This is a genomic window from Microbispora oryzae (assembly GCF_017896165.1).
GTDB classification, from domain to species: domain Bacteria; phylum Actinomycetota; class Actinomycetes; order Streptosporangiales; family Streptosporangiaceae; genus Microbispora; species Microbispora oryzae.
This window is the reverse complement of sequence record NZ_JAFCNB010000006.1, coordinates 35,370-61,373: the sequence shown is the minus strand read 5'-3', so window position 1 is coordinate 61,373 and position 26,004 is coordinate 35,370. Positions and strand designations below refer to the sequence as shown.

Genomic DNA, 26,004 nt, shown 5'->3' with positions numbered 1-26,004 from the left:
TGGGTCGGGACTGTCGAGTTTGTCGGTCACGATGCGTAGCGTGTCGAACGCGTGATCCATCTGAGGGGATCTCCGCGTTGGACGTTCGTGCGGCTCCGGCGTCGCTGTTCCGCCGATGTTGCGCGCGTTGGGTGTGTTGGGTGGGTGTATTGGCTGGTTGGGTCTCCCACTTCTTCTCTTGGGATTTTCGAACTCAGTTGCGGATTGTCGATGACGTTCTGTAGCGTTGTGGTTACTTGAGGGGTCTGGTGGAGGAGGTGTCTGGGTGCCGGCGTTCCATGACCCTGCTGTCGACGGCTGCGATGATCACGCGGCCTCTGGCCAGCCGCTCATCGTGCAGGCATTCCCCGATCCCACGGTCCGGCCCGAAGGCGCGCGGGCCACTGCCATGCGATCGGTGCCGCCGGTGCTTGAGGGCACATGTCTTGACCCACGGGTGGATTCTCGTACCGGCCCCCTGAAGCAACCTGCTGATGAGGGATGTGCCGGCGACCGGCGCAGCGACGGGGAGCGCGGCCACGTGCCCGGCTTGAGCTCGGGCGCCGGTGAGCCACGGCAGATAGGAGAGATAGGAGAGGCAGGAGAGACAGGAAAGGCCGGTGCTGCCCCGGGCCCGGGGCCGTGCTTGTCGGAGGCGGAGTTGCTGCGGGTGGCGGCCAGGTGGGCGAGTGCGGAGGTGCCGGACAGTTCGGCGGTGTGCCTTCAGCGGGCTGAGACGCTGATCCAGGCGGTGGATCTGCTGAATGCGGCGATGGTGGCGCTGCTGCACCGGGTGCATGTCACCGGTGAGGCCAAGGCGTATGGGCATGCCTCCACCGCTTCATGGCTCCGCTCGGACAGACCGAGCACCCCCGATCCGACCACCCCCGCACCGAGCACTTCTGCGCCAGACGCGTCTGCGTCAGACGCGGCAGAGATCGGTGCGGAGACGCCAGTAGCGCCGGGGGTGGCGGAGAGCGGCGCGGAGGCGCCGGGAACTGCTGGCGTGCATGGGCCGCCGGTTGTGGTGCGGCGTGGTCCGGGGATGACGGGTGCGCGGGCGTCGCGGTGGTTGCGGATTTCCGGTGAGGTGGCCCGCCTGCCGGAGGTGAAGGCCCGCTACCGGGCCGGGTCACTGTCCGGCGGAGCGGTGGACGCCATTACCTCGGTGACGGCGAGGCTGACCGACGCGCAGGCGGCGGAGGCCGAGCCGATTCTGGTGCAGTTGTCCGACAGCGCGTCGTGTGCGGAGGTGGCCAAGGCGGGCCGGTACATCCGGGAGATCCTCGACCCCGGCACCCTGGTCGAGGAGTGTGAGGATGACTACGCGTCCCGGTTCCTGGTGGTTCGCCCGTCCAGCACCGGCGGGGTGGAAGGGGAGTTCCGCCTGCCGAGGGAGGCGGCGGCGCGGTTGCGGGCGTTCTTGACTTCATACGCCCGGCCCAAGGACAGGGACGACGACCGGCCGCTACGCGTCCGTCAGGCCGACGCGTTCGCCGCGCTGTTGAGTGAGAAGGTCTCCACCGAACTCGTCGTCATGGTCCGGGCCGAGTCCCTGCCCGACGACATCCTCGCCCCCACCGGCGCACCGAAGGCCCCGCCGGCCGGAGCGCAGGACGCCACCCCGACCGGCACCGACTCCGACACGACGATCGGCACAACCGATCCCACGACTCAGAACACGTCGCCGGGCGCCAGCCGGGCGACGGGCGCACGCAGCACCGCGGGTGCGGCGGGTGCGGCGGGTGCGCGCGGCGATGATGAGGCACCTCCTGCGGCCGGCGCCGACCGAGACGGTCCAAACGACGAGGCGGTTCCTCCCAGGGATGGTCCACCCGAGTCCGCTTCACCCGAGTCCGCTTCACCCGAGTCCGCTCCCGAGCAGGCGGGTCCTGGCGACTCCCGTCCCGACCATGCCGTGGAGCCCGACCATGCCGCAGAGCCCGACCATGGTGCGGGTTCTGACGATGCCGCGTGGCCTGCCGACGGCACGGGGAGCGGCGGTTGGGGTGGTGGCATGCCCGCTGCCGCTGCCGCTGCCGCTGCCGCTGCCGCTGCCGTAGGCGCTGCCGCGGGCGCAGACGCGGAGTCGCGGGCGGGTGGGCGGACGGAGGCACAGGCGGCCGGAGCGCGGGCTGACGCGTGCCGGACGTGTGGGCATGCCCCGGACCGGCTCGCTCCCGGCCTGCTGGTCGCCACCGGGCACCTGCTGCCCGTCAGCGACGTCCACCGCCTGGCGCGGACCTCACGCCTGACCCGGATGGTGATGGACGCCAAGGGGCAGGTGCTGGACATGGGCCGCTCGGTGCGGCTGGCCACCCCCGCCCAGCGCAAAGCCCTGCTCGCGCAGTACGCCACCTGCTACTGCCAGGGCTGCCCCATCCCCGCCACCATGGCCGAAGTCGACCACGTCCACGGCTGGATCGACGACGGCGTCACCAACCTCGACCTGCTCGCCCCCGCCTGCACCTTCCACAACCGCGACAAATTCACCCACCCCGACCGCTACACCGCCCACCGCAACCCCAACGGCACCTGGACCCTCACCCACCACCCCAACCGCCGCGGCTACGAGCGCAGCACCCGCCAACGCCCGGGGTAAACGCCTGAACGGAACGCCCGGATATGCGCCCGGGACATGCACCTAAGACATGCGCTCGGGACAGATGCCGAGAGCAAACGCCGGGACAAGACACCCGGGGAAGACGGACGCACGGGATAGACGGACGCCCGGGATAGAGGGACACCCGGGCACAGGCGGGCGTGAAGCCGGGCCGCGAGAGACGCACACCTCGCGGCCTCGCTGAGACGTGTCCGCAGGGCGGCACGCACTCGCCCGGGGGCCCGCCGGAGCACGCGCCGTCGAACGCGCCTCGCTGGAGCAGATCCCTGGGCCCCGAGATCGCCAGACCCGAGATTCCCAGACCCGAGATTCCCAGACCTCCGACACCCGAACTCCCAGACCCCCGGATTCCCAGACCCCCGGATTCCCAGACCCCCGGATTCCCAGACCCACCCCTCAATGGCTTAGTGGAGCGCGCCGGGGGCCCAGGTGGCGGGGGAGCCTGCTCCGTCCAGGACTATCTCCCGCGACGACCCGGTCCGCATGTCGATCGCGTACACCCGTCGGCTGTGGGGCGTGGCCGTCTGCACGAGGACCTCGTGGTCGCTTGCCCACCCGCGTACGGTGACAGGGCGGGTGCCAGCAGGGAGGGCTGCGGCCGTCGTACGCCGCTGCCCCGTTTCGGTATCCACTGTCACGACGGGCGCCGTTTGGGTGTGTCCGGACTCGCGTCCAAGGAAGGCCAGATACCGGCCGTCTGAGGACAGCGCGGTTCCGCCGGCGGAAGGGGCGGGAACGATCGGGACGCCGCTCAGCATGTGGCCGTCCGGCCGTACGCGGATGAGGGTGGTCCCACCGGCCGCCGCGGGCCGGGTACCGGTGACGACGCCGTCCTCGGACACGCCCAGAACGGTCAGGGGCCACGGCAGCACCCAGGTGCGGTTGCCGGTGAAGTCGTGCACCCGGGGTTTCGGGGCGCGGGCTGCGGTGCCGAAGTCGACGGCGATCCACTGGCCGGCGGGGGAGATGGCCAGCCCGGTGCGGCGCGGGAAGTGCGTCACGCCGTCGGTAAACCTGCTGTACTCGGGGATGGAGTGGCGCCGGTCCATCACCTGGAAGTCGGACATGCTCGTGCTGAAGTAGCCCATCCGGTTGCCGTCGGCGCTGATGACGAAGGGCGGCCGCCCCTTCGCGCCCTGGCGGAGGTCGACGTCGGCGATCCGCCACTGCTCGCCCCCGCCCGTGACCACACGCCACTGTTCGCAGGGCGCGCCTTCCACAGGAGGATCTTCGAAGGGCACCCGCTCGCTTCTCCTCTGCTCCACGATCTGTTCGAGGGTGCAGCGGCCCCGGTAGGCGAAGAGAATCGGGTCCGCGACCGTGGCCGGCAGCGTCCCGGGTACGGTCGACGAGGGAGCGTGAGCTGCGGGAGCGGGCGGCACGTTCGCGCCGGGAACATCGTAAATGTCAGGATCGTCGGAGGCGCTGGGGACGGGGACAAGCGACGTGCGCTGGTAGTGGTCTGCCAGCGCCACTGCGGCGAAGGCGAGCGGCGTCACAGCCAGGGCGGTCAGCGTTAGCGCGACGCTGGCACGGACCGCCGCGCGCCGACCCTGGGCGGCCAGCGCCGAGGCGAGGGTCTCCTCGGCAGCAGGTACGGGCATCCGGCGGGACAGAAGGTCGAGCGAGCGCCGAAGCTCCTCGTCGGGGGCGCCCACTGAGTCCGGGGCGCCCACTGAGCCCAGGGAATCCGGGGAGCCCGGGGAGCCCGAGGAGTCCGTGGAACTCGCGGAGCCAGGGAAGTCCGGGGGCTCCGGGAAGACCAGCACGTCGGTGGAGGGGGCGGAGCCGGAGGAGTCCTCGAGGCGCGTCGGCGAAGTGGGGACGAGTGGGCGCAGGCGGGCGAGCGCCGCCGCCAGCTCGGCGCGGGCGACGGTGGGCTTCGTACGACACAGGACGGCCGCCACCTCCTCCGGCACGCCTTCGTGGAGGTGGGCGACGACGAGGGCACGGGACCGTGGGGTCAATCCGGCCAGAAGGGCCTGCAGGCTGTCGAGCAGATCCGTGTCCGGCGACGCCTGGACGCCACTGGGGCCACCGAAGCCAACGAGACCGGCGTCGCCGAAACCATAGAGAGCGGGGTCACCGAGAGCGGGGTGGCTGGGACCGGGGCGACCGGGGCGACCGGGGGCCGTTCCCGGCCGGCGGAGGAAGGCCGCGAAGAGTTCCAGGCGCGCCGCGTGGCCCGGGTACCGCCAGCGCACCGAGCGCCATTGGGCCGCCAACGCGGTGAGCGTCCGCACCACGAGAGCGTTCGCCTCTCCGGTGTCGCCGGTCAGCAGATAGGCGGTCCGGGCAAACGACTCGCAGTGGTCGGCGAAGAACGCGCCCAAGCCCGGCGGCTCTCTCATCGGCACCCCTTTACTGCCGCGATGTTGTCCCTCTGGCGCCGGAAAGGGTAGCGAACCCACCGTTCTGGGGTGGTCGTCCGCACTGACACACTTGGTCCCATGGTCAGGATGATTGACGGTCCCACCCGTGTCCCGGTGCCCGGGGGCAAGCTCATCGACGAGTACGTCGGCCGCGTGAACAGCGGTGACGCCTCGGTGTCGATCGCCCACATGGTGGCGCCGCCCGGCTGGGAGGAACCGGCGCAGACGCCGGAGTTCGCGGAGTACACGCTGGTGCTCAAGGGCACGGTCGTGATCGAGCACGCCGAAGGCACGACCGTCGTGGCGGCCGGGCAGGCGTTCGTGAGCGAGCCGGGTGAGAAGATCCGGTACACCTCTGGCCCGGACGGCGCCGAGTACGTCGCGGTGTGCCTGCCGGCCTTCTCTCCCGAGACCGCCAACCGCGAGGAGTGATCGCGCCCGATCCGGTCCCGGGGAAGCCGGAACGGCCGGCGCTAGGATTACCAGATGAACGACCGCGGCGAGGAGGGCACATGAACGGCCTGCCCACCCTGGACGAGATTCGCAAGGCTCCCAAGGTCCTGCTGCACGACCATCTCGACGGCGGGCTCCGCCCCGAGACGATCGTGGATCTCGCCCGCGACTGCGGGCACGAGCTGCCCTCGGCCGACCCCGGCAACCTCGCGACCTGGTTCCGTGAGGCGGCCAACTCGGGCTCTCTGGAGCGCTATCTGGAGACGTTCGCCCACACCGTCGGCGTGATGCAGTCCGCCGAGGCGCTGACCAGGGTGGCCGCGGAGTGCGCTCAGGACCTGGCGGACGACGGGGTCGTCTACGCCGAGGTCCGCTACGCGCCGGAGCAGCACACGTCCACCGGTCTCACTCTCGACCAGGTGGTCGAGGCGGTGCTGGAGGGCTTCCGGATCGGCTCCGCCGGGCCCGACGGCCGTCCGCGCATCCGCGTGGGCACGCTGCTCACGGCCATGCGGCACCAGGCCCGGTCGATGGAGATCGCCGAGCTCGCCGTGCGTTACCGTGACCTCGGTGTGGTCGGCTTCGACATCGCGGGCGCCGAGGCGGGCTACCCGCCCACCCGCCACCTGGACGCGTTCGAGTATCTCCAGCGTGAGAACGCCCACTTCACCATCCACGCGGGAGAGGCGTTCGGGCTGCCGTCGATCTGGCAGGCCATCCAGTGGTGCGGGGCCGACCGGCTCGGCCACGGCGTGCGCATCATCGACGACATCACCGTGTCAGGCAACGGCGGTGAAAAGCTCGGGCGGCTCGCGGCGTATGTACGCGACAAGCGCATCCCGCTGGAGATGTGTCCCACGTCGAACCTGCAGACCGGGGCCGCCGCGTCGATCGCCGAGCATCCCATCGGCCTGCTGCGCCGCCTGCACTTCAGGGTGACGGTCAACACCGACAACCGGCTGATGAGCGACACCAGCGTGTCCCGGGAGTTCGCCCAGCTGGTCGACGCCTTCGGCTATGGCTGGGACGACCTGCAGTGGTTCACGGTCAACGCGATGAAGTCGGCGTTCATCCCGTTCGACGAGCGCCTCAACCTGATCAACGGCGTCATCAAGCCCGGTTTCGCCCGGCTCAAGTGGCCCGCGTGAGGGGGCAGGTCTACCGGTCCCGCGCGGGTTGGGTGTTCGGCTGGGCCTGGCTGCTGTTCACCGCCTGGAACGTCTGGGACCTGGCCGCCCACGGCACCATGCCGTCGGCGCTGGTCGCGGGCGCGGTGCTCGGCGTCGTCACCGCACTGGTCTTCCTCCTGGCGATGCGCCCGGCCGTCGTCGCCGGGGAGGAGGGGATCCTGGTACGCAACCCGCTCAGGAACACCCGGATCCCGTGGAGCGCCGTGGACGACGTCATCGTGACGAGCGGGATCGTGATCGAGTCGGGCGAGACGGCCGTCCGGTGCTGGGTGCCGCAGGCCTCTGCCCGGGAACGGGCGAGGGCCACCAGGCGGGCCGCCCGCGCCATCGCCGCCACCGCATCCGACACCATGTCCAAGACCGAGAAGGCGGCGGCCGAGGCCATCGGGGCCCGCACCCACGCCGACTGGGTCGGTCAGCAGCTCATGGAGGCCCGCGCGGAGCGGCTCGGCGTCGAACCGGGGGCGGCGCGGGGCGCGGTGACCGCGCAGGTCACCTGGTCGCCGTCCGCCCTGGCGGCCGTGGCCGCCGCGCTGGCGCTGGTCGTGCTGATCGTCGTCCTGTCCGTCTGACAGCAAGACTGACAGCAAGACTGACGAGCAAGACTGACAGCAGGACCGACAGCAGGACCGACAGCAGGACCGACAGCCGGTCCCGCCGGGCAGGCCGGTCTGGCCGGACCGCCCGGCGGCCGGGGGTCACAGACCGAGGGCGGCCCCCAGGTCGCGGCGCAGCGCGTCAAGGTCGCGGGCGGCTTCCGCCCGTGCCTCGGCGACCTCGCCGGCCACCGGGACGACGACCTCCAGGTAGCACTTGAGCTTGGGCTCGGTGCCACTCGGGCGGACCACGATCCGGGCGCCGCCCGACAGGCGGTAGCGCAGCCCGTCCGTCGGCGGCAGGCCGGCCACGCCCTCGGTCAGGTCCTCGGTCGATTCGACCTTCCGCCCCCCGAGCTCCACCGGAGGCCGGTCGCGCAGCCGTTCCATCGCCGCGGAGATCAGGGACAGGTCCTCGACGCGGAACGACAGCTGACCGGTGGCGTGCAGACCGTACCGCCGGGCCTGGTCGTCGAGCAGGTCGAGCAGGGTGCGGCCGTCCCGCTTCGCGGCGGCGGCCAGCCCGGCGACCGCCAGCGCGGCTCCGATGCCGTCCTTGTCGTGGACGGGCGTCCCCGCGTCGGAACCGACGCTGTAGCCGAGCGCCTCCTCGTAGCCGAACACCAGCCCGGGGCCGGTCTTCATGATCCACTTGAAGCCGGTGAGTGTCTCCGCGTGCCGTACGCCGTACGCCTCGGCGATCCGGGCGAGCAGCGACGACGACACGATCGAGTTGGCCACCAGGCGGTCGGGGCCGGAGGTGTGCCGCAGCGCGTGCTCGGCGAGCAGCCCGCCCACCTCGTCGCCGGTCAGCATGCGGTAACCCCCGCCGGGCAGCGGCGTGCCGGCCGCGCACCGGTCGGCGTCCGGGTCGTTGGCGATCACGAGATCGGCGTCGATCGAGGCGGCGAGGCCGAGCACGAGGTCCATCGCGCCCGGTTCCTCCGGGTTGGGGAACGCCACCGTCGGGAAGTCCGGGTCCGGCTCGGCCTGTTCCGGCACGACGGTCGGGGCGGGGAAGCCGACCCGGGCGAACGCCTCGGCCAGCGTCGTGCCACCGACGCCGTGCATCGGCGTGTACGCCACGGAGATGTCCCTGGCGTCACCGATGGGCAGCGCGGCGAGGGCGTCCAGGTACGGCTCGATGACGTCGCCGTGATCGAGGGTCGTCCATCCCTCCCCGAGCGGAAGCTCGTCGACCCGGCCCACGGCGTCGATGGCCTGCGAGATCTCGTGATCGATCGGCGGCACGATCTGCGCGCCGTCGTTCCAGTAGACCTTGTAGCCGTTGTCCCTCGGCGGGTTGTGCGACGCGGTGACCATGACGCCCGCGTCCGCGCCCAGGTGTCGTACGGCGAAGGCGAGGACCGGGGTGGGCCACCTGGCCCCCATGATCGAGGCGCGCAGCCCGGCCCCGGTCAGCACGGCCGCCGTGTCGGCGGCGAACACGTCCGAGTTGTGCCGGCCGTCGTAGCCGATCACGACGTGCTTCCCCGGGCCGAGCCGGCGGGCGAGCCCGGCGGCGGCCCGCATGACGGTCACGCGGTTCATCCGGTTCGGCCCGGCGCCCAGCTCGCCGCGCAGGCCGGCGGTGCCGAACTCAAGTTTCGCGCCGAACCGGTCGGCCAGCGCGGCCAGGTCATCCCGCTCCAGGATGGCGTCGAGCTCTGCCCGGGTCCGCGGGTCGGGGTCCTGCTCGCGCCATTCGCGGGCGAGTCGTACGAGGTCCGCGATGTCCCCGCCGAGGGGCGCGGCGGAGGGGCCGGCGGACGGGGTGGCAGGGCCGGCGGACGGGGTGGCAGGGCCGGTGGACGGGGAGGCGGGGCCGGTGGAGGAGACGGCGGGGCCGCTGGACGGGTCGGTGGAGGGCACGCGTACTCCCTGTCAGAGCTTGTCGACGACCGTGGAGAGCAGGACGCCCATGCGGGCGGCGGTGGCCCGGCCCACTTCGAGGACTTCCTCGTGGTTGAGCGGCTCGCCCACGAGCCCTGCGCCGGGGTTGGTGACGAGGGAGATCCCGAGCACCTCGGCGCCGCCTTCACGGGCGGCGATCGCCTCCAGCACCGTCGACATGCCGATCAGGTCGCCGCCCAGGGTGCGCAGCATGCGGATCTCGGCCGGAGTCTCGTAGGTCGGGCCGCGGAAGGCGACGTAGACGCCCTCCTGGAGGGTCGGTTCGGCCGCCCGGGCGAGGTCGCGGAGGCGGCGCGAGTAGACCTCGGTGAGATCGACGAACCGGGTGCCCGTGATCGGGTTGCTGCCGGTCATGTTGATGTGGTCGGCGATCAGGACCGGCTCCCCGACCTTCTGGGTCTCCGGGCGCAGCCCTCCGGCGGCGTTGGTCAGCACGACCGTCCGGGCTCCCGCGGCCACCGCCGTGCGCACGCCGTGCACCACGGGCGCGACGCCGCGGCCCTCGTAGAGGTGGGTGCGGCCGAGGAAGACCAGCGCGTTCCTGCCGCCGCTCGTCCGCACGGCCCGGATCGAGCCGCCGTGGCCCGCGACGGCCGGCGCGGAGAAGCCCGGCAGCTTGGTCGCGGGCAACTCGGCGACCGTCTCGCCGATCGCGTCGGCGGCGGGCGCCCAGCCCGAACCCATCACGAGTGCCACGTCGAACGAGGGAGTGCCGGTGAGGTTCCTCAGCGTGGTGGCGGCCTCCGCGGCCAGCAGGTACGGATCGTTCGTCACTTCACGTAGCGTACAGAAGCGGATGAACCGCCACGCCTGGTCATAGCAGTTCGGCGGCCGTCAGTCGCCGAGCGACTTGCACGGACGGGTGCGCAGGGCGGTGACGTAGTCGTCGGGCGCGCCGGCCTTCTCCGCGGCGTCGGCGAGGATGCCGAGGTAGCGGGCGGACGGCAGGCCGCCCTCGTAGGAGTCGAGGACGTAGGACCAGGCCAGCACGTCGCCTTCCAAGGTGGCCACCCGCAGGCGCAGCTTGCGGTAGAGGCCGAGGTCGCTGCCCTGCCAGCGGTCCAGGGAGGTCTCGTCCCACTCCGGCACGTCGTAGAGCACGACGAACACCTGCTCGGCCGAGTCTTCGACGATGGTGGTGAGCGCGCCCTCCCAGCCGACGTCCTCCCCGCCGAAGGTCAGCCGCCAGCCCTGGAGCCAGCCGGTTCCTCGCATGGGAGAGTGGGGCGCCCACTCCGCCATCTGCTTGGGGTCCATGTTGCTGCCGTAGGCCGCGTAAACAGGCACGGCACACAAGCCTAATCCAAGATCCCCAAAGATCGGCGAAGGCCGGGGTCGCTGTAATTACACGTAGTCGGGCCATTACCGTCCCCCTCATCGGACGAGCTGGGAGATATACGGGACAATGGGCGGTGTGACGAGGATTGTGATCATCGGCGGGGGCCCTGGCGGATACGAGGCGGCACTGGTGGCCGCCCAACTGGGGGCTCAGGTCACCGTGGTCGAGAAAGAGGGACCGGGCGGCGCCTGCGTGCTCACCGACTGCGTGCCGTCCAAGACCCTGATCGCCACCTCCGTCCGCAAGCAGGCGCTGCTCGACGCGGCGTCCCTGGGCGTGCGCTACAGCGGCGGCCCCGACGGTGACGCCGGAGGGGTGCTCGCCGACATGCCCCTGGTCAACAAGCGGGTGAAGGAACTCGCGCAGGCCCAGTCGGCCGACATCGCGGCGCGGCTGGCCGCCGAGGGGGTCGAGGTCATCACGGCCGCCGGCCGCCTGGTGGACCCCCAGGTCGTCCAGGCCGGAGACCGTACGATCCGGGCCGACGTCGTGATCGTCGCCACGGGCGCGCACCCCCGCGTGCTGCCCGGCGCTGAGCCCGACGGCGAACGCATCCTGAGCTGGCGCCAGCTCTACGACCTCGAAGAGCTGCCCGAGCACCTGATCGTGGTCGGCTCCGGCGTCACGGGGGCCGAGTTCGCCGGGGCGTACCGGTCGCTGGGCTCCGAGGTGACGCTCGTCTCCTCCCGCGACCGGATGATGCCGAACGAGGACGCGGACGCCGCCGAGGTCCTGGAAGAGGTCTACCGCCGCCGCGGGATGAACGTCATGGGCCGGTCCCGGGCCGCGTCGGTGAAGCGCACCGAGGACGGCGTCGTCGTCACCCTGGAGGACGGCAGGACGGCCGAGGGCACCCACTGCCTGATGACGGTCGGCATGGTGCCCAACACCGCCGGCATCGGGCTGGAGGAGGCCGGAGTGCGGCTCGACCGCAACGGCTTCATCGAGGTCGACAAGGTGTCCCGGACGTCCGCGCCCGGCGTCTACGCGGCCGGCGACTGCACCGGCGTGCTCATGCTCGCCTCCGTCGCCGCCATGCAGGGCCGGATCGCCGTCTGGCACGCCCTGGGAGAGGCGGTCCAGCCGATCCGGCTGGCCACGGTGGCCTCGAACATCTTCACCGATCCGGAGATCGCCGCCGTGGGAGTCTCGCAGCGGCAGATCGAGGCCGGTGAGATCGAGGCCAACGTCGTCAAGCTGCCGCTGGCCACCAACGCCCGCGCCAAGATGCAGGGCTTCAACGACGGTTTCGTGAAGCTGTTCTGCCGGCCCAACACCGGCATCGTCCTGGGCGGCGTCGTGGTGGCCCCACGGGCGTCCGAGCTGATCCTCGCCGTGTCGGTCGCCGTGCAGCACCGGCTCACCGTGGACCAGCTCGCCCACACCTTCGCGGTCTACCCGTCGCTGTCGGGGTCGGTCACCGAGGCGGCCCGCCGCCTCATGTCACCGCTGACCGCCGGTATCTGACAGCCGCGTGCGCACCTTCTCCAGTGCGCGCCGTCCCTGCGCCACGGCCGTGGCCGCCCCCGCCAGCTCGTACGGCGTCTGGGCCACGTCGAGGACCCGCCGGGCGGCCTCGTAGGCGTCGAGGGCGGCCCGCCACTCGTCGGCCGGGCCGCTGATCTGACTGACCTTCATGTCGAAGTCGAGGGCGTCGATCTCCTCGCCGAACCTGACCACGTCCTCCTCGGCCCGGTGCCTGGCCACCGCCATGGCCGCCACGAACCGCTCCTTGCGCCGGTGGCTGACGCCCCAGATCAGCAGGGTCAGGCTGAGGCCCAGCCCGCCGAGAATCACCAGGACCAGCGCCGTCGGCGGCCGGCTCACGGGCCGGCCCGCGGAGACGGGCGTGTCGCCGTCGCCGTCCTCGTCGCCGTCACCGGCCGGAGCCTGCTTGATCGCGTCATCCGGGACGTCCTTGGCCGCGCCGTGGGTGCCGGTGAGGTTGAGGTGCTCGGCCTGGATGAAGCTCGTCTTGCCGACGTCGGCGCCGTGGAGGTCCGCGCCGTCGAGGTCGGCCTGGGTGAGCTCCGCCTCGCGGAGGTCGGCGTCCTTGAGCACCGCGTTCTGCAGCTCTGCCTGGCCCATCTTGGCCTCGTTGAGCCTGGCCTTCGTGAAGTCGGCGGTACGGGCCTTGATCTGGCCGAGCGTGGCGTTCCTGAGGTCGGCGCCGGCCAGCTTCGCGTCCACCAGGTTGGCCTGGGTGAGCTCCGCCCTGGTGAGGACCGCGCCGGTCAGGTCGGCGTGGGGAAACTGCGCCTGCCCCGCGTGGGCGTCGGTCAGCACGGCGCCCCTCAGATCGGCGTGCTTGGCCTGCAGCTGGCCGAGGTCGGCGTCGGAGAAGTCGGCGCCACGCAGGTCGGCGTACTCGAGGTGCGCCTGGGTGAGGTCCGCTTCCTTGAATGAGGCGTCGCGCAGGATCGCGCCGGTGAGATCCTTCTGGGTCAGGTCGACTTCGTCGAACGTGGCCCGGGTCAGGTCCGCGCACCTCAGGTTCAAGGGGAGCGTCGCCCCGTTGGTGAAGTCCTTGCCACGGAGCTTGGCGCCGCTGCCGGGTTTGCACGGGCTGACCGCCGCGTGCGCGGCGGTCGCCGGGACGAGCACGAAGAGGACGGAGACAATGAGGGGGACGAAACGACGCACGGGGGGCCTCCTGAGGGAACGCCCCGAGTTTCTCATGCGATCTTTACGTCCACTTGCATCTCGCTGACCTGCCGGACACGAGGCCGGGGACGCAGGGTGCCGGCCATCGCGGGCACCGCCGCGAGGACGCAGGTCACGAGCCCGAACGCGACGGGGAAGGCGAAGGTGTGAGCGAGCCAGCCGATGACGGGGGGAGAGAGCAGCCCCGACAGGTAGGTGATCGTGGCCACGCCCGCGACGCCCTGGCCCGCGGTGGCGCTCACCCGGCCGGCGGCGGCGAAGACCAGCGGCACGATCGTGGCCAGTCCCAGGCCGAGCAGCGCGAACCCGGCGATCACCGGTGCCGGGCTGCGGCCCGCGGCGATGACAAGGCCCCCGGCCACCGCCGTGACGGCGCTCGCCCGGACGGTCGCCACCGGCCCGAACCGCCGGACGAGCCGGTCTCCGGTCAACCTGGCCGCGACCATGCAGGACACGAAGACCGCGTAGCCGCCCGCCGCGAGCCCGGCCGTGGCGCCGGTGACCTGCTCGAGGTAGACCGCCGCCCAGGAGATGCCCGCCCATTCGGCGAAGGTGGCGCAGAAGCCGACCAGGGCGATCGCGAGCACCGCGGGCGGTGGCAGCTGGAAGCGGCCCGGGGCCGGCTCTCCGCTGTCCGGCCGTCCCTCGGGGAGCCCGCGGCTGCCGGCCGCGCCCGCGAGCAGCAGGGCGCCCGCCACCAGGGCGAGGTGCGCGCGGGCGTCGAGGGAGATCTGCGCGGCCAGCGCGCCGGTGCCGGCGCCGATGAGGTTGCCCACACTCCACATGCCGTGCAGTCCGGACATGATCGATCGGCCGAGCCGCTTCTCGACGACCACTCCCTGCGCGTTCATGGCGACGTCGCACATGCCGGCCGCCGCGCCGTACAGGAGGAAGACGACGCCGAGCCAGAAGGGGCCGGGCATCAGGGCGGGCAGCGCCAGCGCCGCGCACCAGAGGGCGAGCAGGCCGCGCGTCGCGGCGCGTCCGCCGAAGCGGTGGGCGAGCCGTCCGGCCATCGGCATCGCCAGGAACGCTCCGATGGGCGGGCAGAGCAGGGCGAAGCCGAGAACCTGCGTGTCGATTCCGAGATGATCCTGCAGCCAGGGGACGCGGGTGGCCAGGCTGCCCGCCACCGCTCCGTGAACCGCGAAGACGACGGCGGCTGCGCGTTGCTGTCTGTCGGTCATGGCAATAAATTAACAGTTAGGTTGCCTGATGAATAGAGGCATGAGTATGAGAACCGCTACACCACGGCTCGCGCGAGCCATCAACGACCGGGTCGCGCTCGATCTGCTGCTCGAACGCGGCCCGCTGACCGCGCCGCAGTTGCGGGAGATCACCGGGCTGTCCCGGCCTACGGTCTCCGACCTGATCGAACGGCTGCAGGCGGAGGGCCTGATCCGGGTCGCCGGGGAGACGGGCGGAGACCGGCGCGGGCCGAACGCCCGCCTGTACGGCCTGGTGGCCGAGCGCGCCCACGTGGGCGGCGTCGACATCCGGCGTGACGTGGTGAACGTGACGGTGGCCGACATCGCCGGCGAGCCGGTCGGCTCGGCGACGCGGCCGGTCGACCCGCGCGACCTGCCCGGACTCGTGGCGGCGACGTTGGCCGAGGCCGCCGGGGCGCGGCCCCTGCACACGGTCGTCGTGGGCGCGCCCGGCCTGGTCGACCCCGGAACGGGCGACCTGTCGGAGGTCAACGACATGCCGGGCTGGCGGCCGGATCTGCGGACGGCGCTGGAGAGGGTCGTCGGCGTACCCGTGATCATCGAGAACGAGGTGAACCTGGCCGCCGTGGCCGAGCACCAGGGTGGCGTCGCCGCCGGGCGGGACGACTTCGTGCTGCTCTGGCTCGACGACGGTGTGGGCGCCGCCGTGATGCTGGGCGGCCGGCTGCGCCGGGGTGTGTCGGGAGGCGCGGGGGAGCTCGGCTATCTCAGCCTGTCCGGCACGCTCGCGTGCGATCTGCTGGCCGAGGAGGCGCTCCACGGGCTGGACACCGGCGCCCTGGCCGGCCGCGTCGCCGAGTGCGCGTTCACGATGGTCGCCGTGCTCGATCCCGGGCTGGTGGTGCTCGCCGGCGGGACCAGCCGTGCGGGCGGGGCGGAGCTCGCCGCGGAGGTCGAGCGGCGCCTTTCCGCCGTATCACCCGTGCCCGTGGAGGTCAGGATGACCGAGATCGCCGACAACCCCGTCCTGCGGGGGGCGGTGCACACCGCCTTGGCGTCGGCGCGGGACGAGGTGTTCGGCGGGGCCGCCCGCTGACGCGGGCGGCCCGGGGGAGGCTCAGCCGAGAGGGAAGCCCGGGTTACCGGCCGGGTCGCCGACCCGGATTCCCAGGCGGATTCCCAGCCGGGTTACCAGTCGCCTCCGCCGAAGTCGCCGCCGCCGAAGTCACCCCCACCCCAGTCTCCGCCGCCTCCGCCGCCGAAGTCGCCTCCGCCACCGAAGTCTCCGCCGCCGCCCCAGCCGCCGCCGGCGTCCTGCAGGCCCTCCTGGTAGCCGGAGTCGTATCCGGCGCCGTAGCCGTAGCCGCCGCCCCAGCCGCCGAACGCGCCGCCGAGCATGGTGCCGACGAGCATGCCGGTCAGCAGGTCGCCGCCGAAGCCGCCGTAGTAGCCGTACGCGTAGGGCTGGTACATCGGTCCCGCGTCCCAGTAGGGCCGCCGCTGGCCGTTGACCACGACTTCGCGCATCTGCGGGTCGAACCCGCGCTCCACGGCGTCGGCGTCGGCCGCGCACGCGGGGACGTCACGGACGGCGCCGCCGGGCGGCGCCCACCGGACGGTGCGGACCGACGGCCCGTGCTGCGGGTTGAAGAAGCACGGGGGCAGCCGCTCGGGCAGCGGCTGGTGGTTCACCCGGGCCTTCACGCAGGCCAGCGCGTACCGCCCGTCCTCCAGGGTGGAGGTCACCGTACGGAGGTCGTCCGGGCGGCGCACCCCGTCAAGCTCGGTCTTGGCGCGCTCGTAGGAGTCGAGCGCTCGCTGCCAGTCGCCACCCGTCTCGCCCTGCGGAAGCATCTTGACGTCCAGGTCGAGCGCGGTGATCTCCTCGCCGAACTTGGTGACGTCCTCCTCGACCGTGTGCTTGACGGCGGCGAGCTCGGCCGCCTCCCGCTCCTCGCGCTTCCGCCTGCTGCGGCGGGCGAAGATCCACAAACCGGCACCTCCCACGACTGCGATGCCCAGAATGCCGACCAGCACGCCGCCTCCGCCGCCACCGCCGACCGTCGGCTTCGGGTTGCGGGCGCCGTTGAAGTCGCCCTCGCGCACCAGGTTCACCCGGTTGACGAAGTCCTGCATGCCGGTGACGACGTCGTCGTTGGCGTTGGTGGACAGCTTGGCCAGCGTGCCCGCCGCGTTCTTGGGGAGCGCGTCCGAGGCGGCGAACAGGGTCCGCCCGTCGAGCACGGCGACGGTCGCGCTGGACTTGCCGGCGGTGTCGAGCGCGGCCAGCACCTGCGGCAGATAGGTCGCCACGTTGGCCCTGGTCACCGTGCCCTCGGGTAGCGCGGCCACGTAGACGTCCGCCTTGGAGTCCTTCAGGGCGGTGCGGATCTCGTTCTGCTGTCCCGAGGAGAGCGGCGATCCGCCCTGCACGTAGAGCGGGTCCTTGCTGTTCTTCCAGTGCCCGACGAGCACGGTGGGGTCGGGTGGCGCGGCGGCCAGGGCGGCCGGGGAGAACGCGGCCACCGCGAAGAGACCGGCGAACAGCGCCGCCAGAACGGCTCCGACGCGGCTCAGCGGTTTTGTCATGGTCACGGCTTCAAGCCTCCTTCGCCCTCAAGGACGAACGGCGGTGCGCGAATGTTCCTCTCAGCCGTCACCGTATCCAGCCCGCGACAGCTCATTCCGGCTCATGGCCGCGACTCGCGCGGGCCGCGGGCTCAGGCGTCCTTGATCTCGCAGATCACGGCGCCCGCCGTGACCGGCTGGCCGACGGCGGCGGCCAGGCCGGTGACCGTGCCGGCCTTGTGGGCTGTCAGCGGTTGTTCCATCTTCATCGCCTCCAGGACGACCACGACGTCGCCGGCGGCGACCGTGTCCCCGTCCGAGGCGACGACCTTCACGATCGTGCCCTGCATGGGACTGACCAGGGAGTCGCCGCCGACGGCCGCCTGCCGCGACCGGCCCGCTCCGCCGCGCCGCGGCGCCGTCCTCGCCTCGGCGGCGCGCGGGGCCGCCGCCCCGAGCCCGGCGGGCAGTACGACCTCCAGGCGCTTGCCGCCCACCTCGACGGTGATCCGCTCCCGCTCGGCGGGTTCGGACTGGGCCACGTCCCCCTCGTACGGCGGGATGCCGCCCGCGAACTCGGTCTCGATCCACCGGGTGTGGACCGAGAACGGCTCCCCGGTGAAGGCCGGGTCGTCGACGACCGCCCGGTGGAACGGCAGCACGGTCGGCATGCCGCCGATCTCGAACTCGGCGAGCGCCCGGCGCGACCGCTCCAGCGCCTGCCGGCGGGAGGCGCCGGTCACGACGAGCTTGGCAATCAGCGAGTCGAACGCCTGCGGCACGCTCATGCCCGTCTCGTAGCCGGAGTCGACCCGTACGCCGGGGCCCGTGGGGAGCCGCATCGAGGTGAGCGTGCCGGGAGCGGGCAGGAAGCCGCGGCCGGGGTCCTCCGCGTTGATCCTGAACTCGATGGAGTGGCCGCGCAGCGGCGGATCGTCGTAGGCGATGGGCTCGCCGTCCGCGATGCGGAACATCTCCCGGACGAGGTCGACGCCGGCGACCTCCTCGCTGACCGGGTGCTCCACCTGGAGCCTGGTGTTGACCTCAAGGAACGAGACGGTGCCGTCCTGCCCGACCAGGAACTCACAGGTGCCCGCGCCGACGTACCCGGCCTCGCGGAGGATGGCCTTGGACGAGGAGTAGAGCAGGTCGCGCTGCTCGTCGGTCAGGAACGGCGCGGGCGCCTCCTCGACGAGCTTCTGGTGCCGCCGCTGGAGCGAGCAGTCGCGGGTGCTGACGACCACGACGTTCCCGTGCCGGTCGGCCAGGCACTGCGTCTCCACGTGCCGGGGCCGGTCGAGGTAGCGCTCCACGAAGCACTCGCCGCGCCCGAAGGCGGCCACCGCCTCGCGGACGGCCGACTCGTAGAGATCCGGGATCTCCTCCATGGTGCGGGCCACCTTGAGGCCGCGCCCGCCGCCGCCGAACGCCGCCTTGATGGCGATCGGCAGGCCGTGCTCCCGGGCGAAGGCGACCACCTCGTCGGCGCCCGCCACCGGGTCGGGCGTGCCGGCGACCAGCGGAGCGCCCACGCGCTGCGCGATGTGCCGGGCCTGTACCTTGTCGCCGAGCGCCATGATCGCCGCGGGCGGCGGGCCGATCCAGATCAGCCCGGCCTCCTCGACGGCGCGGGCGAATTCGGCGTTCTCGGCCAGGAAGCCGTAACCGGGGTGAACGGCGTCGGCTCCCGTCTCCTCCGCCACCGCGATGATCTTGGCGATGTCGAGGTAGGTCTCGGCCGGGGTCAGTCCGCCCAGGGCGCGGGCCTCGTCGGCCATCCTGACGTGCAGCGCGTCCAGGTCCTGGTCGGCGTAGACGGCGACGCTCGCGAGCCCGGCGTCCGCGCAGGCACGGGCGACGCGTACGGCGATCTCCCCGCGGTTGGCGATCAGGACCTTCTGCACGGGTGGGGCTCCTTCCTCCGGTGCTGCCGAGCCTCCCAGGAGTGTAAGCGGACGGGCCCAAGCGGACATCTGGCCCCCGACCGGGCGGGGGAGGCACCGAGGGCCCCGGCGGCGCCGGTCTGTCCGCCTCCGCCGGGTGAGGACGTCACGGACATCCCACCTATCGGCCCATAGCCGCTCGGCATAAAGCCTTCACACCGTTGACAGGAGTTTTACGGTGAGGGCGGCCCCTCTGTCGATAAAGGAGTGACTGTATGAGTAACAGCTTGCTCGGCGGCGACCCCGCGGAGATGCAGAGCATGGCCGCGCAGTTCAGCCAGCAGGCGGACCAGGTCCGTGCCACCATGGCGAGCCTCGACCGTGAGGCGGCCAAGGTCGGCACCGCCTGGACCGGTCCCGGCGCACAGCGCTTCCACGACGCGTGGCAGAACTACCGGACCGCGTTCCAGCGCATGTCGGAGGAGCTCAGCGAGGCGTCCCGGGTCATCACCACGTACCGCGGCAACATCGAGTCCGCCACCCGGTAGGGGCCGGACCGCAGGCCGGCGACAGGCCGGCCGGGCACGAGCAGGGTCACGACGCCGAGGCCGCCCGCCCTCCGGGGCCGGGCGGCCTCGCCGTTCGCACGGTGTCAGTCCTGCGGTGGATGTCCGGCATGAGCTACTCCGGCATGAGCTACTCCGGCACGGCCGTCTGGATCGGCGTGACGGCGCCGGAGACGACCAGCAGGCCGCGTCCAGGCGGGCCGCCGACCGCGCCGCGGGGGAGCCGTACCGTGAAGAGGTCGCCGTCGGAGGGGCTCTGCACCGACAGCAGCAGGCCGGTCCGGCCCTTGCGGGCCTCGGCCACGAAACCCCGGTAGGCGGTGGCCAGGTCGCCCGTGGCCCCGGCGACGAGCATGCCGTGATCGCCGTCCCTGCCGGTGCGCAGGATCTCGTCGAGGGCCTGGCCGAGCGACGAGTCGGGGGAGATCAGTTCGGCGTCGTCGACGATCACGACGTACCTGTCCCGGCCGGCCACCAGCGCGAGCGGATCGGCCACGCCGGGAGCCTGCGCACCGAGGTGGTCCTGGTAACCGGGGTCCTGGAAACCGGGGTCCTGGAAAGCCGGGTCTTGGCCAGGGTCCTGGGCACCGGGAGCGGCGGGGGCGGCGGGGTCGTGGGCGCCGCCGGCCACGTGACCGGCGTTGCCGTCCAGTACGGCGAGCACGCCCGGGGCCCCGGCGAGTTCGCGCAGCGGGCTGCGGCGCGGCGTCACGACCAGGACGGGTGTGCCGCGGCGCAGCAGCGAGCGGGCGGCCGTCAGCAGGCACGACGACCGGCCCGAGCGGGGCGGCCCGGCGACCACCGCGGCCGGTCCCTGTCCCTGCAGGTCGACGCCCAGCGGAGCCAGCGAGTCGCCACCCGCGCCGAACAGCGCCCACAGCGGCGACGGCGGCTCGAACGACGGATCGAGGCCGAGTGCCTGGTCCGCGGTGATCCGCATTGGCAGGGCGTCCACGCGCAGCGGAGGCGGGGAGGCCCAGACCCAGCCCCGGCCGGCGGCCTCGCCGGAAAGTCGGTCTCCGGAGAGCTTGTCGCCGGGAAACCCGTCGCCGGGGAACCTGCCGGCGGCCGTACGGCCGAGCTCCTGCAGCACGGCCACCTGGGCGGGGCCGGACGGGTCGTCGCACAGCAGCGCGATCTGGCTCTCCACCAGGCCCTGTTCGCCGACCGACAGGGCCCGTCCCGGCGGCATGGCGGTCGGCAGGTTGCGGACGGGCAGCCCGGCGAGGCCGTAGTCGGCCGGGTCGGCCAGCTTCAGCACCAGGCGGTCGTCGAAGACCGTGGAGATCTGCCCGAGCAGCCCCGACCGGTCCGCGGTGACGATCGCGCGGAGCCCGACGGCCGGGCCCTCGCGCAGGAGTTGCATGAGCGCGTCGACCAGCCGGCCGTAGTCGTAGTTTTCGAACGCCGCGACGTAGCCCTCCCAGCGGTCCACCATGAGCACCATCCAGGGCAGCCGCCCGGCCTCAGGCCCGCCGGGGCCGGACGACCGGCGGGCCCTGGCGGCGGCGCGCGCCTCGGCCAGGGACGCGAATCCGGCCTCGGCCAGCAGTTGCTGGCGGCGTCCCACCTCCGCGCGCAGCCGGGTCAGCAGCCGTTCCACCCGGTCGAGCTGGTCGCGGGTGACGACGGCACCGCAGTGGGGCAGGCCCATGAGCGGCAGCAGCGCCCCGGAGCCGCAGTCGACGGCGTGGATGTGGACGTCTTCGGGCGAGGCCCAGGCGGCGATCGACCCGGCGACGGTCCGCAGGGCCGTGGACCGCCCGCTGCGCGCGCCGCCCGCGAGGAGCAGATGACCGCCGTGCCGGAGGTCGAGGACGAGCGGCCGCCTGTCCTGCTCCCAGGGCAGGTCCACCAGCCCGAACGGCAGCGGCGGCACTTCCTCGGCCCCCGGGCGGTACGGCCGGGCCGCCCGCGGGGCGTTGCCGTCCGCGCGGCCGTCCGCGCCGCCGTCCGCGCTCCCCGAGGCGGACCCGAACGCGCTCTCCGCCGCCCCGCCGTACGGCCCGGGACCGGGGAGGACGACCCGGCCGGTGAGCGGCGGCAGCCAGGGGCTGCGCGGCCGGGGGACGTCCCGCGCCGCCGCGCGGATCGCGTCGACCAGGAGGGCGAGGTCGGTGTGGTCGCCGGCCTCGGCGGCGGGAGCGGCGAGCGGGCGGCCGAGCGCGGGCCAGGGCAGGTCGATCACCCGCACCTCCTCGCCGTCGGGGCCGTCGCCGCCGCGCGCGACCGGCGTGCGCCCGCCGATCCTGGCCGTCTGGACGGCGACCGGCGAGCCCGAGCCGGCCCGCACGTAGCAGCGGCCCGGCGTGGTGCGGGAGATGTGCGCGGCCTCCGGCCCGTCGATCACGTCGGCCGACTCGTGGGCGTCCGTCACCCGCAGGGCGATCCGCAGCGAGGTGTTGGCCTGGATGTCGGCCGTGACGACGCCGCCGGGCCGCTGGGTCGCGAGGATCAGATGGATGCCGAGCGAGCGGCCCCGGCGGGCGATGTCGACCAGGCCGTCGACGAAGTCGGGCAGCTCGGCGACGAGCGCCGCGAACTCGTCGATGATGAGCACGAGTCTCGGCAGCGGCGACAGCTCGGCGCCCGGCCGCTCCCCTCCCGCGCCGTCTCGCGGCACTGCGCCGTCTCCTGGCACTGTGGCGTCTTCCGGCACTGTGGCGGAGGCGGAGGTGGCGGCGCGGTCGGCGGGCACCGGCGCGCCGAAGATCCCGTGGCCGCGCGATCGCCTGACGCCTCCGGCCCCGAGGACCCAGGTCGAGTCGCGCGAGCGCAGCCGCTGGTATTCCTCGATGTCCTTGGCGCCCGCCCGCAGGAGCAGGCGCTCCCTGCGCCGGATCTCGGCCGCCAGGGACGACAGGGCGCGCTGGGTCAGGTGGCCGTCCAGGTCGCTCACCATGCCGGCCGTGTGCGGGAGCCGTACGCACTCCTTGAAGGCGGCCCCGCCCTTGTAGTCGATCAGCACGAACGTCATCTCGTCCGGCCGGTTCGCCACGGCCAGTGAGCTGATCAGCGTCTGGAGCAGCTCCGACTTGCCCGCTCCGGTGGTGCCGGCCACGAGCGCGTGCGGCCCGTCGCGGCTGAGGTCGATCTCGAACGGACCCTCGGGCCCGACGCCGATGACCGCCCGGGTCGAGCGGCCCCACCGCTTGGCGATGTCGGCGGGGCCCGGCGGCGCGGCGCCCGGTCCGAGCAGGTCGAGCAGCCGTACGGCGTCGGGCAGGGCGGTCGTGGGGTCGTCCCTGCTCACGTCGCGCAGCGGGGCGAGGGCCCGGGACAGCCGTTCGGCCCAGGCCGGCGACACCTGGTCGCCGCGGATGCCGCCGATCGGGTCGAGGCCGCCGCCGTGGAGCCGTACGGTGCCGTCGGCCGCGCACGAGACGACCGTCGCGCACTCCTCGGGCAGCAGCCGCTCGTCGTCGTCGATCGCGATCGTGTAGACACCGGCGCGCGGGCCCTGCCTGAGCACCTGCGGCATGCCCGGCAGGCCGCGCAGCGCCTGGGCGCCGTCGAGGACCACGAGGACGTCGTACGGGCGCTCGTCGTAGGCGGCGAAGGCGGGCTCGGCGGGCTGGCCGGAACGGCCGAGGTCGTCCCAGCCCGCGGGGCCGCCCGCGAGCCGTGCGCCGCGCAGCACCCCGGCGTACGGCCCGTCGCCGCCCTCGGTGTCGAGCCGGGCGGTGATCAGCGCCGCGAGCTCGGCGACCCGGCGGGCGGCCGACTCCGGATCGGCCCCGACGAGGACCGCGCAGTCGGCGGAGACCGGGCCGCCGCGGGCCGCCGTGTCCGGCGCGCAGTGGGGCAGCCAGCGGATCCAGCCCCACGGCCCGGCGCCGTCCTGGCCCGCGGTCAGCACGACGATGGCGAGGTCGCGGGGGCTGTGCAGGGCCGCGGCCTGACCCACGAGCCAGCGGGCGACGCCCAGCGCCGTCCGGCGCGGCCCGGTGACGCCCGCGACGCCGAGACGGCGCATGACCAGGGCGACCGGCACGTCCCTGCAGGTGGGCGCGTCGGGCAGGGGCGTCTGGGCGGGAGCGCCCGCCTCCGGCTCGAACTGGAGGTCGGCGGGGAGGTCGGCGAGCCCGATGCGCAGCCGCAGCGCGTCGCGGTCGTGGACGCGGCGCTCCCACAGCCTCCGGCGCGGCCCGGTGGCGGTGAGCAGCACCTCGGCCGGGTCGGGCGCCCCGGCGCGCCGCGCCGCCTCGTCCTCCTCGACCGCGCGGGCGACCTGGTTCTCGTACGCCGCGAGCCGTTCGCGGTACGCGCGGACGGCCTGGCGGTGCTTCTTCCGGCCGTGCCTGCGGTCCCCGGCCCACTGGCCGATCATGATGAGCGGCGTCATGAAGGCGACCAGCAGGAAGTACCAGTTGTGGAAGGTCAGGGCCATGACGACGCCGAGGACGGCCGGGAGCAGCGCGGCGAGCAGTTGCAGCCGCATTCCCTCGCCGCGCTTGGGTTCGGCGGGCACCACGATCCGCCGGTGGCGCTCGGGCGGCTGCAGCCGGGGCGGCCGGTTGTAGGCGAGCCCGCCGCCGGGCAGCGGGTCGAGATGCGCGTCCGGCGGCCGCACCGGGCCGGCCGACAGGACGGTGCCGCCGCAGGCGAGCATGCCGCCCGGCCGCCATGGCGCGGGGCCGGTCAGCGGCTCGCCGTCCAGGCGGGCGGCCGCCGGGCCGGAGACGGCGCCGGACACAGCGCCGGAGATGTCGCCTGAGGCATCCGTGCCGTCGCCCGGCGGGGTCTTCCTGCGGCGGCGCCGGGCGATCGGGCCGCGCGCCGCGGCGTCCGGCCGCGACGTGGCCCCGGCCGGCTCCACGGTCAGCCCCTCGGGCGCGACCCTGATCACCGCGACGAGCGGCGGCATCCGTGGGTCGGGCACGGCGACCGCGCAGGCCGGATCCGACCCGACGGTGTGGGCGCCCACCCCGAGCCGGTGCACCGCGCCCGCGCCGGGGCCGCCGACGACCCGCAGCTCGGCCAGGCCACCCGGCTCCTCGGTCAGCGTCGCCGCGGCCGCCCGGCCGTCGAGCGCGACGATGTCGCCGTCGCGGAGCAGGCCGAACGCCGCCGCGTCCGGGTCGAGCGGCCGTCCGTCCAGCCAGAGCACGGCCCCGCGGGCCGCGGCCCGCCGCCCGTCCTGTCCCCGGTCCAGGTCGTACGGCGCCCGCGCGCGGGGCAGTCGCACGACGTTGGCGGGGCGGCCGGAGGAGCGGTCGAGCGCGGCGGCGAGACCGGCGACGGTGACCGCCTCGTCGCCCTCGACCACCACGTCGCGCCGGCCGTGCTCGGCCACCACGGTGAGCGTCATCCGCATGCCTAGGCTCCCGGTCGGCGGGGCCCGCGGGCGCCGCGGTGACGCGGGCCCGGCCGGATTCCGCCGCTATTGTCGCGAGGCCCTCCCGGCGAGGTCCTCGGATGGTGACGTTCTCGTCGAACGCCTCGAACTCCTCGAAAGCGTTTCATCCCCGGCTCGCGCCGTGAAGATCTTCTCGGGATGGGGCCTCGGGATAGAGCGAGGCCATCGGGGTGTTTTGTCCGAGATGTTCTCGTGTGGACGCTCCGGGGGGACAGATTAAGCCATGTCCCGCGTACCCAGCCCGGTGTTTCCGTAATCGGTCAAGGCCGGGTCGGTTCGTGCCCGCAGGGGCGCATGGGATGCCGGGTGGAGATGTGACCTCCCTGCAGGGCGGCGGAGTTCCGAGCGGACCGCAAAGTCAGGACGCTTGTGAACGATGTGACCAGTGAGAGAAAAGTGATTCCCCTATTAGCATGAAATATCCTGTCCGGAAAGCGATCCGGCAAAATGGCGATAGATCCACTGCCGTTGACAGGCGTATTCCTAACGGATAAGCATGGGTCGCCGCTTCCAGGCTCCACGGAGCGTGGAAGCTGCCCATAATGTGATGAATTCGGAGAGAACCGCAGGACCGTAAACACATTGGTGCGGCCCGAAACAATGGGCTCGATCATCCCTGGGAGTCCCCCACCCATGAGGATCAGCGAGAAGCCGTCGCAGGACGGCCGCGCACCCGCCGCCGAGCGGCCGGGCCTGTCGGGCCCCGCCTCCCGCAAGCTGCCCGTGCCGCCGAGAGAGCGCAAACCCGCGCTGGCCGCGCTCGCCGTCCTGCTGATCCTGGGCGGGGCGCTGGCCACCACGCTTCTCGTCATGCGCAGCGGCGACCGCGTGTCCGCCGTACAGATCGTCGAGCAGGTGAACGCCGGGCAGCCGGTCCCGAAGAGCGCGCTCAGGGAGGTCGAGATCGCGGACACCGGGATCGGCTACGTCGCCTGGCGTTACAGCGACCGCGTCACCCGGACGTACGCCGCCGTGACCCTGTTGCCCGGCACGCTGCTGACCGAGCAGATGGTGACGGCCCGCGGCGACGAGGCCGGGCCCGGCAAGGCCAAGGTGGGGCTCGCGCTGAAGGCCGGGCAGATGCCCACCGACCTCGTCAAGGGCGATCTGGTGCAGGTGATCTACGTGCCGGCCCAGGGGCGCGACTCGGGGTCGGCGCAGCAGCGGGTGCTCGCCCCCGCGGCCCGGGTCGCCGGGGTGGGCCTGCCGGGGCGGACCGGGAGCAGCGGGCTCGTCTCGGTGATCGTCGACACGTCCGTCGCTCCCACGGTCGCCCTGTACGCGTCCAGTGGGGAGATCGCCCTCGTCGAGCTGCCCGGGGCCGGCTGA

General features: G+C 73.1%; 17 protein-coding genes. 8 read left to right on the top strand and 9 right to left on the bottom strand.

What is annotated here, in order from left to right:
* Positions 1–1,024 precede the first annotated feature (1,024 nt).
* Positions 1,025–2,581 (top strand): HNH endonuclease signature motif containing protein, encoded by a 1,557-nt coding sequence (locus JOL79_RS13065; RefSeq protein ID WP_210156050.1) that lies wholly within the window; start codon positions 1,025–1,027, stop codon positions 2,579–2,581.
* Positions 2,582–3,006: 425 nt separating this feature from the next.
* On the opposite strand, the gene JOL79_RS13060 is transcribed toward JOL79_RS13065, so the two are convergent.
* Entirely contained in the window at positions 3,007–4,953 is a 1,947-nt protein-coding gene (locus JOL79_RS13060; protein ID WP_210156049.1) for a SigE family RNA polymerase sigma factor, read from the bottom strand.
* A 99-nt stretch (positions 4,954–5,052) separates the two neighbouring features.
* Here JOL79_RS13060 and JOL79_RS13055 point away from each other — a divergent pair, with 99 nt between their 5' ends.
* From JOL79_RS13055 to JOL79_RS13045, 3 genes are all read left to right on the top strand, one after another.
* The gene (locus JOL79_RS13055; protein WP_210156048.1) at positions 5,053–5,406 is read left to right on the top strand and encodes a cupin domain-containing protein; all 354 of its coding nucleotides are present in this window, start codon (positions 5,053–5,055) and stop codon (positions 5,404–5,406) included.
* Positions 5,407–5,486: 80 nt separating this feature from the next.
* Complete coding sequence (locus JOL79_RS13050; RefSeq protein ID WP_210156047.1) at positions 5,487–6,575, top strand: adenosine deaminase; 1,089 nt, start codon at positions 5,487–5,489, stop codon at positions 6,573–6,575.
* Positions 6,572–7,189 (top strand): PH domain-containing protein, encoded by a 618-nt coding sequence (locus tag JOL79_RS13045; RefSeq protein WP_210156046.1) that lies wholly within the window; start codon positions 6,572–6,574, stop codon positions 7,187–7,189. Before JOL79_RS13050 ends, JOL79_RS13045 begins: the two co-directional genes overlap by 4 nt.
* Positions 7,190–7,315: 126 nt before the next feature.
* Here the strand turns inward: JOL79_RS13045 and JOL79_RS13040 are convergent, their stop codons facing one another.
* The 3 genes from JOL79_RS13040 to JOL79_RS13030 all read right to left on the bottom strand — a co-directional run bounded on the left by JOL79_RS13040 (position 7,316) and on the right by JOL79_RS13030 (position 10,414).
* Positions 7,316–8,947, bottom strand: a complete 1,632-nt coding sequence (locus tag JOL79_RS13040) for a phospho-sugar mutase (RefSeq protein ID WP_210156336.1) — start codon at positions 8,945–8,947, stop codon at positions 7,316–7,318.
* 150 nt (positions 8,948–9,097) lie between these two features.
* A complete protein-coding gene (locus JOL79_RS13035) occupies positions 9,098–9,901 on the bottom strand; it encodes a purine-nucleoside phosphorylase (protein ID WP_210156045.1) in 804 nt (267 codons plus the stop codon).
* A 60-nt stretch (positions 9,902–9,961) separates the two neighbouring features.
* Complete coding sequence (locus JOL79_RS13030) at positions 9,962–10,414, bottom strand: gamma-glutamylcyclotransferase family protein (RefSeq protein ID WP_210156044.1); 453 nt, start codon at positions 10,412–10,414, stop codon at positions 9,962–9,964.
* A 127-nt stretch (positions 10,415–10,541) separates the two neighbouring features.
* Between JOL79_RS13030 and JOL79_RS13025 the strand changes: the two genes are divergently transcribed.
* Complete coding sequence (locus JOL79_RS13025; RefSeq protein WP_210156043.1) at positions 10,542–11,933, top strand: NAD(P)H-quinone dehydrogenase; 1,392 nt, start codon at positions 10,542–10,544, stop codon at positions 11,931–11,933.
* Here the strand turns inward: JOL79_RS13025 and JOL79_RS13020 are convergent.
* Together JOL79_RS13020 and JOL79_RS13015 are read right to left on the bottom strand one after the other, a co-directional pair.
* A complete protein-coding gene (locus JOL79_RS13020) occupies positions 11,910–13,109 on the bottom strand; it encodes a pentapeptide repeat-containing protein (RefSeq protein WP_210156042.1) in 1,200 nt (399 codons plus the stop codon). The genes JOL79_RS13025 and JOL79_RS13020 overlap by 24 nt on opposite strands.
* 32 nt (positions 13,110–13,141) lie before the next feature.
* Complete coding sequence (locus JOL79_RS13015; protein ID WP_210156041.1) at positions 13,142–14,317, bottom strand: MFS transporter; 1,176 nt, start codon at positions 14,315–14,317, stop codon at positions 13,142–13,144.
* 46 nt (positions 14,318–14,363) lie between these two features.
* Here JOL79_RS13015 and JOL79_RS13010 point away from each other — a divergent pair, with 46 nt between their 5' ends.
* A complete protein-coding gene (locus JOL79_RS13010; protein ID WP_210156040.1) occupies positions 14,364–15,395 on the top strand; it encodes an ROK family transcriptional regulator in 1,032 nt (343 codons plus the stop codon).
* 92 nt (positions 15,396–15,487) lie between these two features.
* On the opposite strand, the gene JOL79_RS13005 is transcribed toward JOL79_RS13010, so the two are convergent.
* Both JOL79_RS13005 and JOL79_RS13000 read right to left on the bottom strand, forming a co-directional pair.
* Positions 15,488–16,888 (bottom strand): hypothetical protein, encoded by a 1,401-nt coding sequence (locus JOL79_RS13005; RefSeq protein WP_210156335.1) that lies wholly within the window; start codon positions 16,886–16,888, stop codon positions 15,488–15,490.
* Between the two features lie 131 nt (positions 16,889–17,019).
* Positions 17,020–18,771, bottom strand: coding sequence for an acetyl/propionyl/methylcrotonyl-CoA carboxylase subunit alpha (locus tag JOL79_RS13000; RefSeq protein WP_210156039.1), 1,752 nt, complete (start codon positions 18,769–18,771; stop codon positions 17,020–17,022).
* 254 nt (positions 18,772–19,025) lie between these two features.
* Between JOL79_RS13000 and JOL79_RS12995 the strand changes: the two genes are divergently transcribed.
* Entirely contained in the window at positions 19,026–19,298 is a 273-nt protein-coding gene (locus JOL79_RS12995) for a WXG100 family type VII secretion target (RefSeq protein ID WP_210156038.1), read from the top strand.
* 148 nt (positions 19,299–19,446) lie between these two features.
* Here JOL79_RS12995 and JOL79_RS12990 read toward each other — a convergent pair whose 3' ends face one another.
* Positions 19,447–24,633 carry an FtsK/SpoIIIE domain-containing protein gene (locus tag JOL79_RS12990; protein WP_210156037.1) on the bottom strand — a complete coding sequence of 1,729 codons (5,187 nt, stop codon included), beginning with the start codon at positions 24,631–24,633 and terminating at the stop codon, positions 19,447–19,449.
* 675 nt (positions 24,634–25,308) lie between these two features.
* Here JOL79_RS12990 and JOL79_RS12985 point away from each other — a divergent pair.
* Complete coding sequence (locus JOL79_RS12985; protein WP_210156036.1) at positions 25,309–26,004, top strand: hypothetical protein; 696 nt, start codon at positions 25,309–25,311, stop codon at positions 26,002–26,004.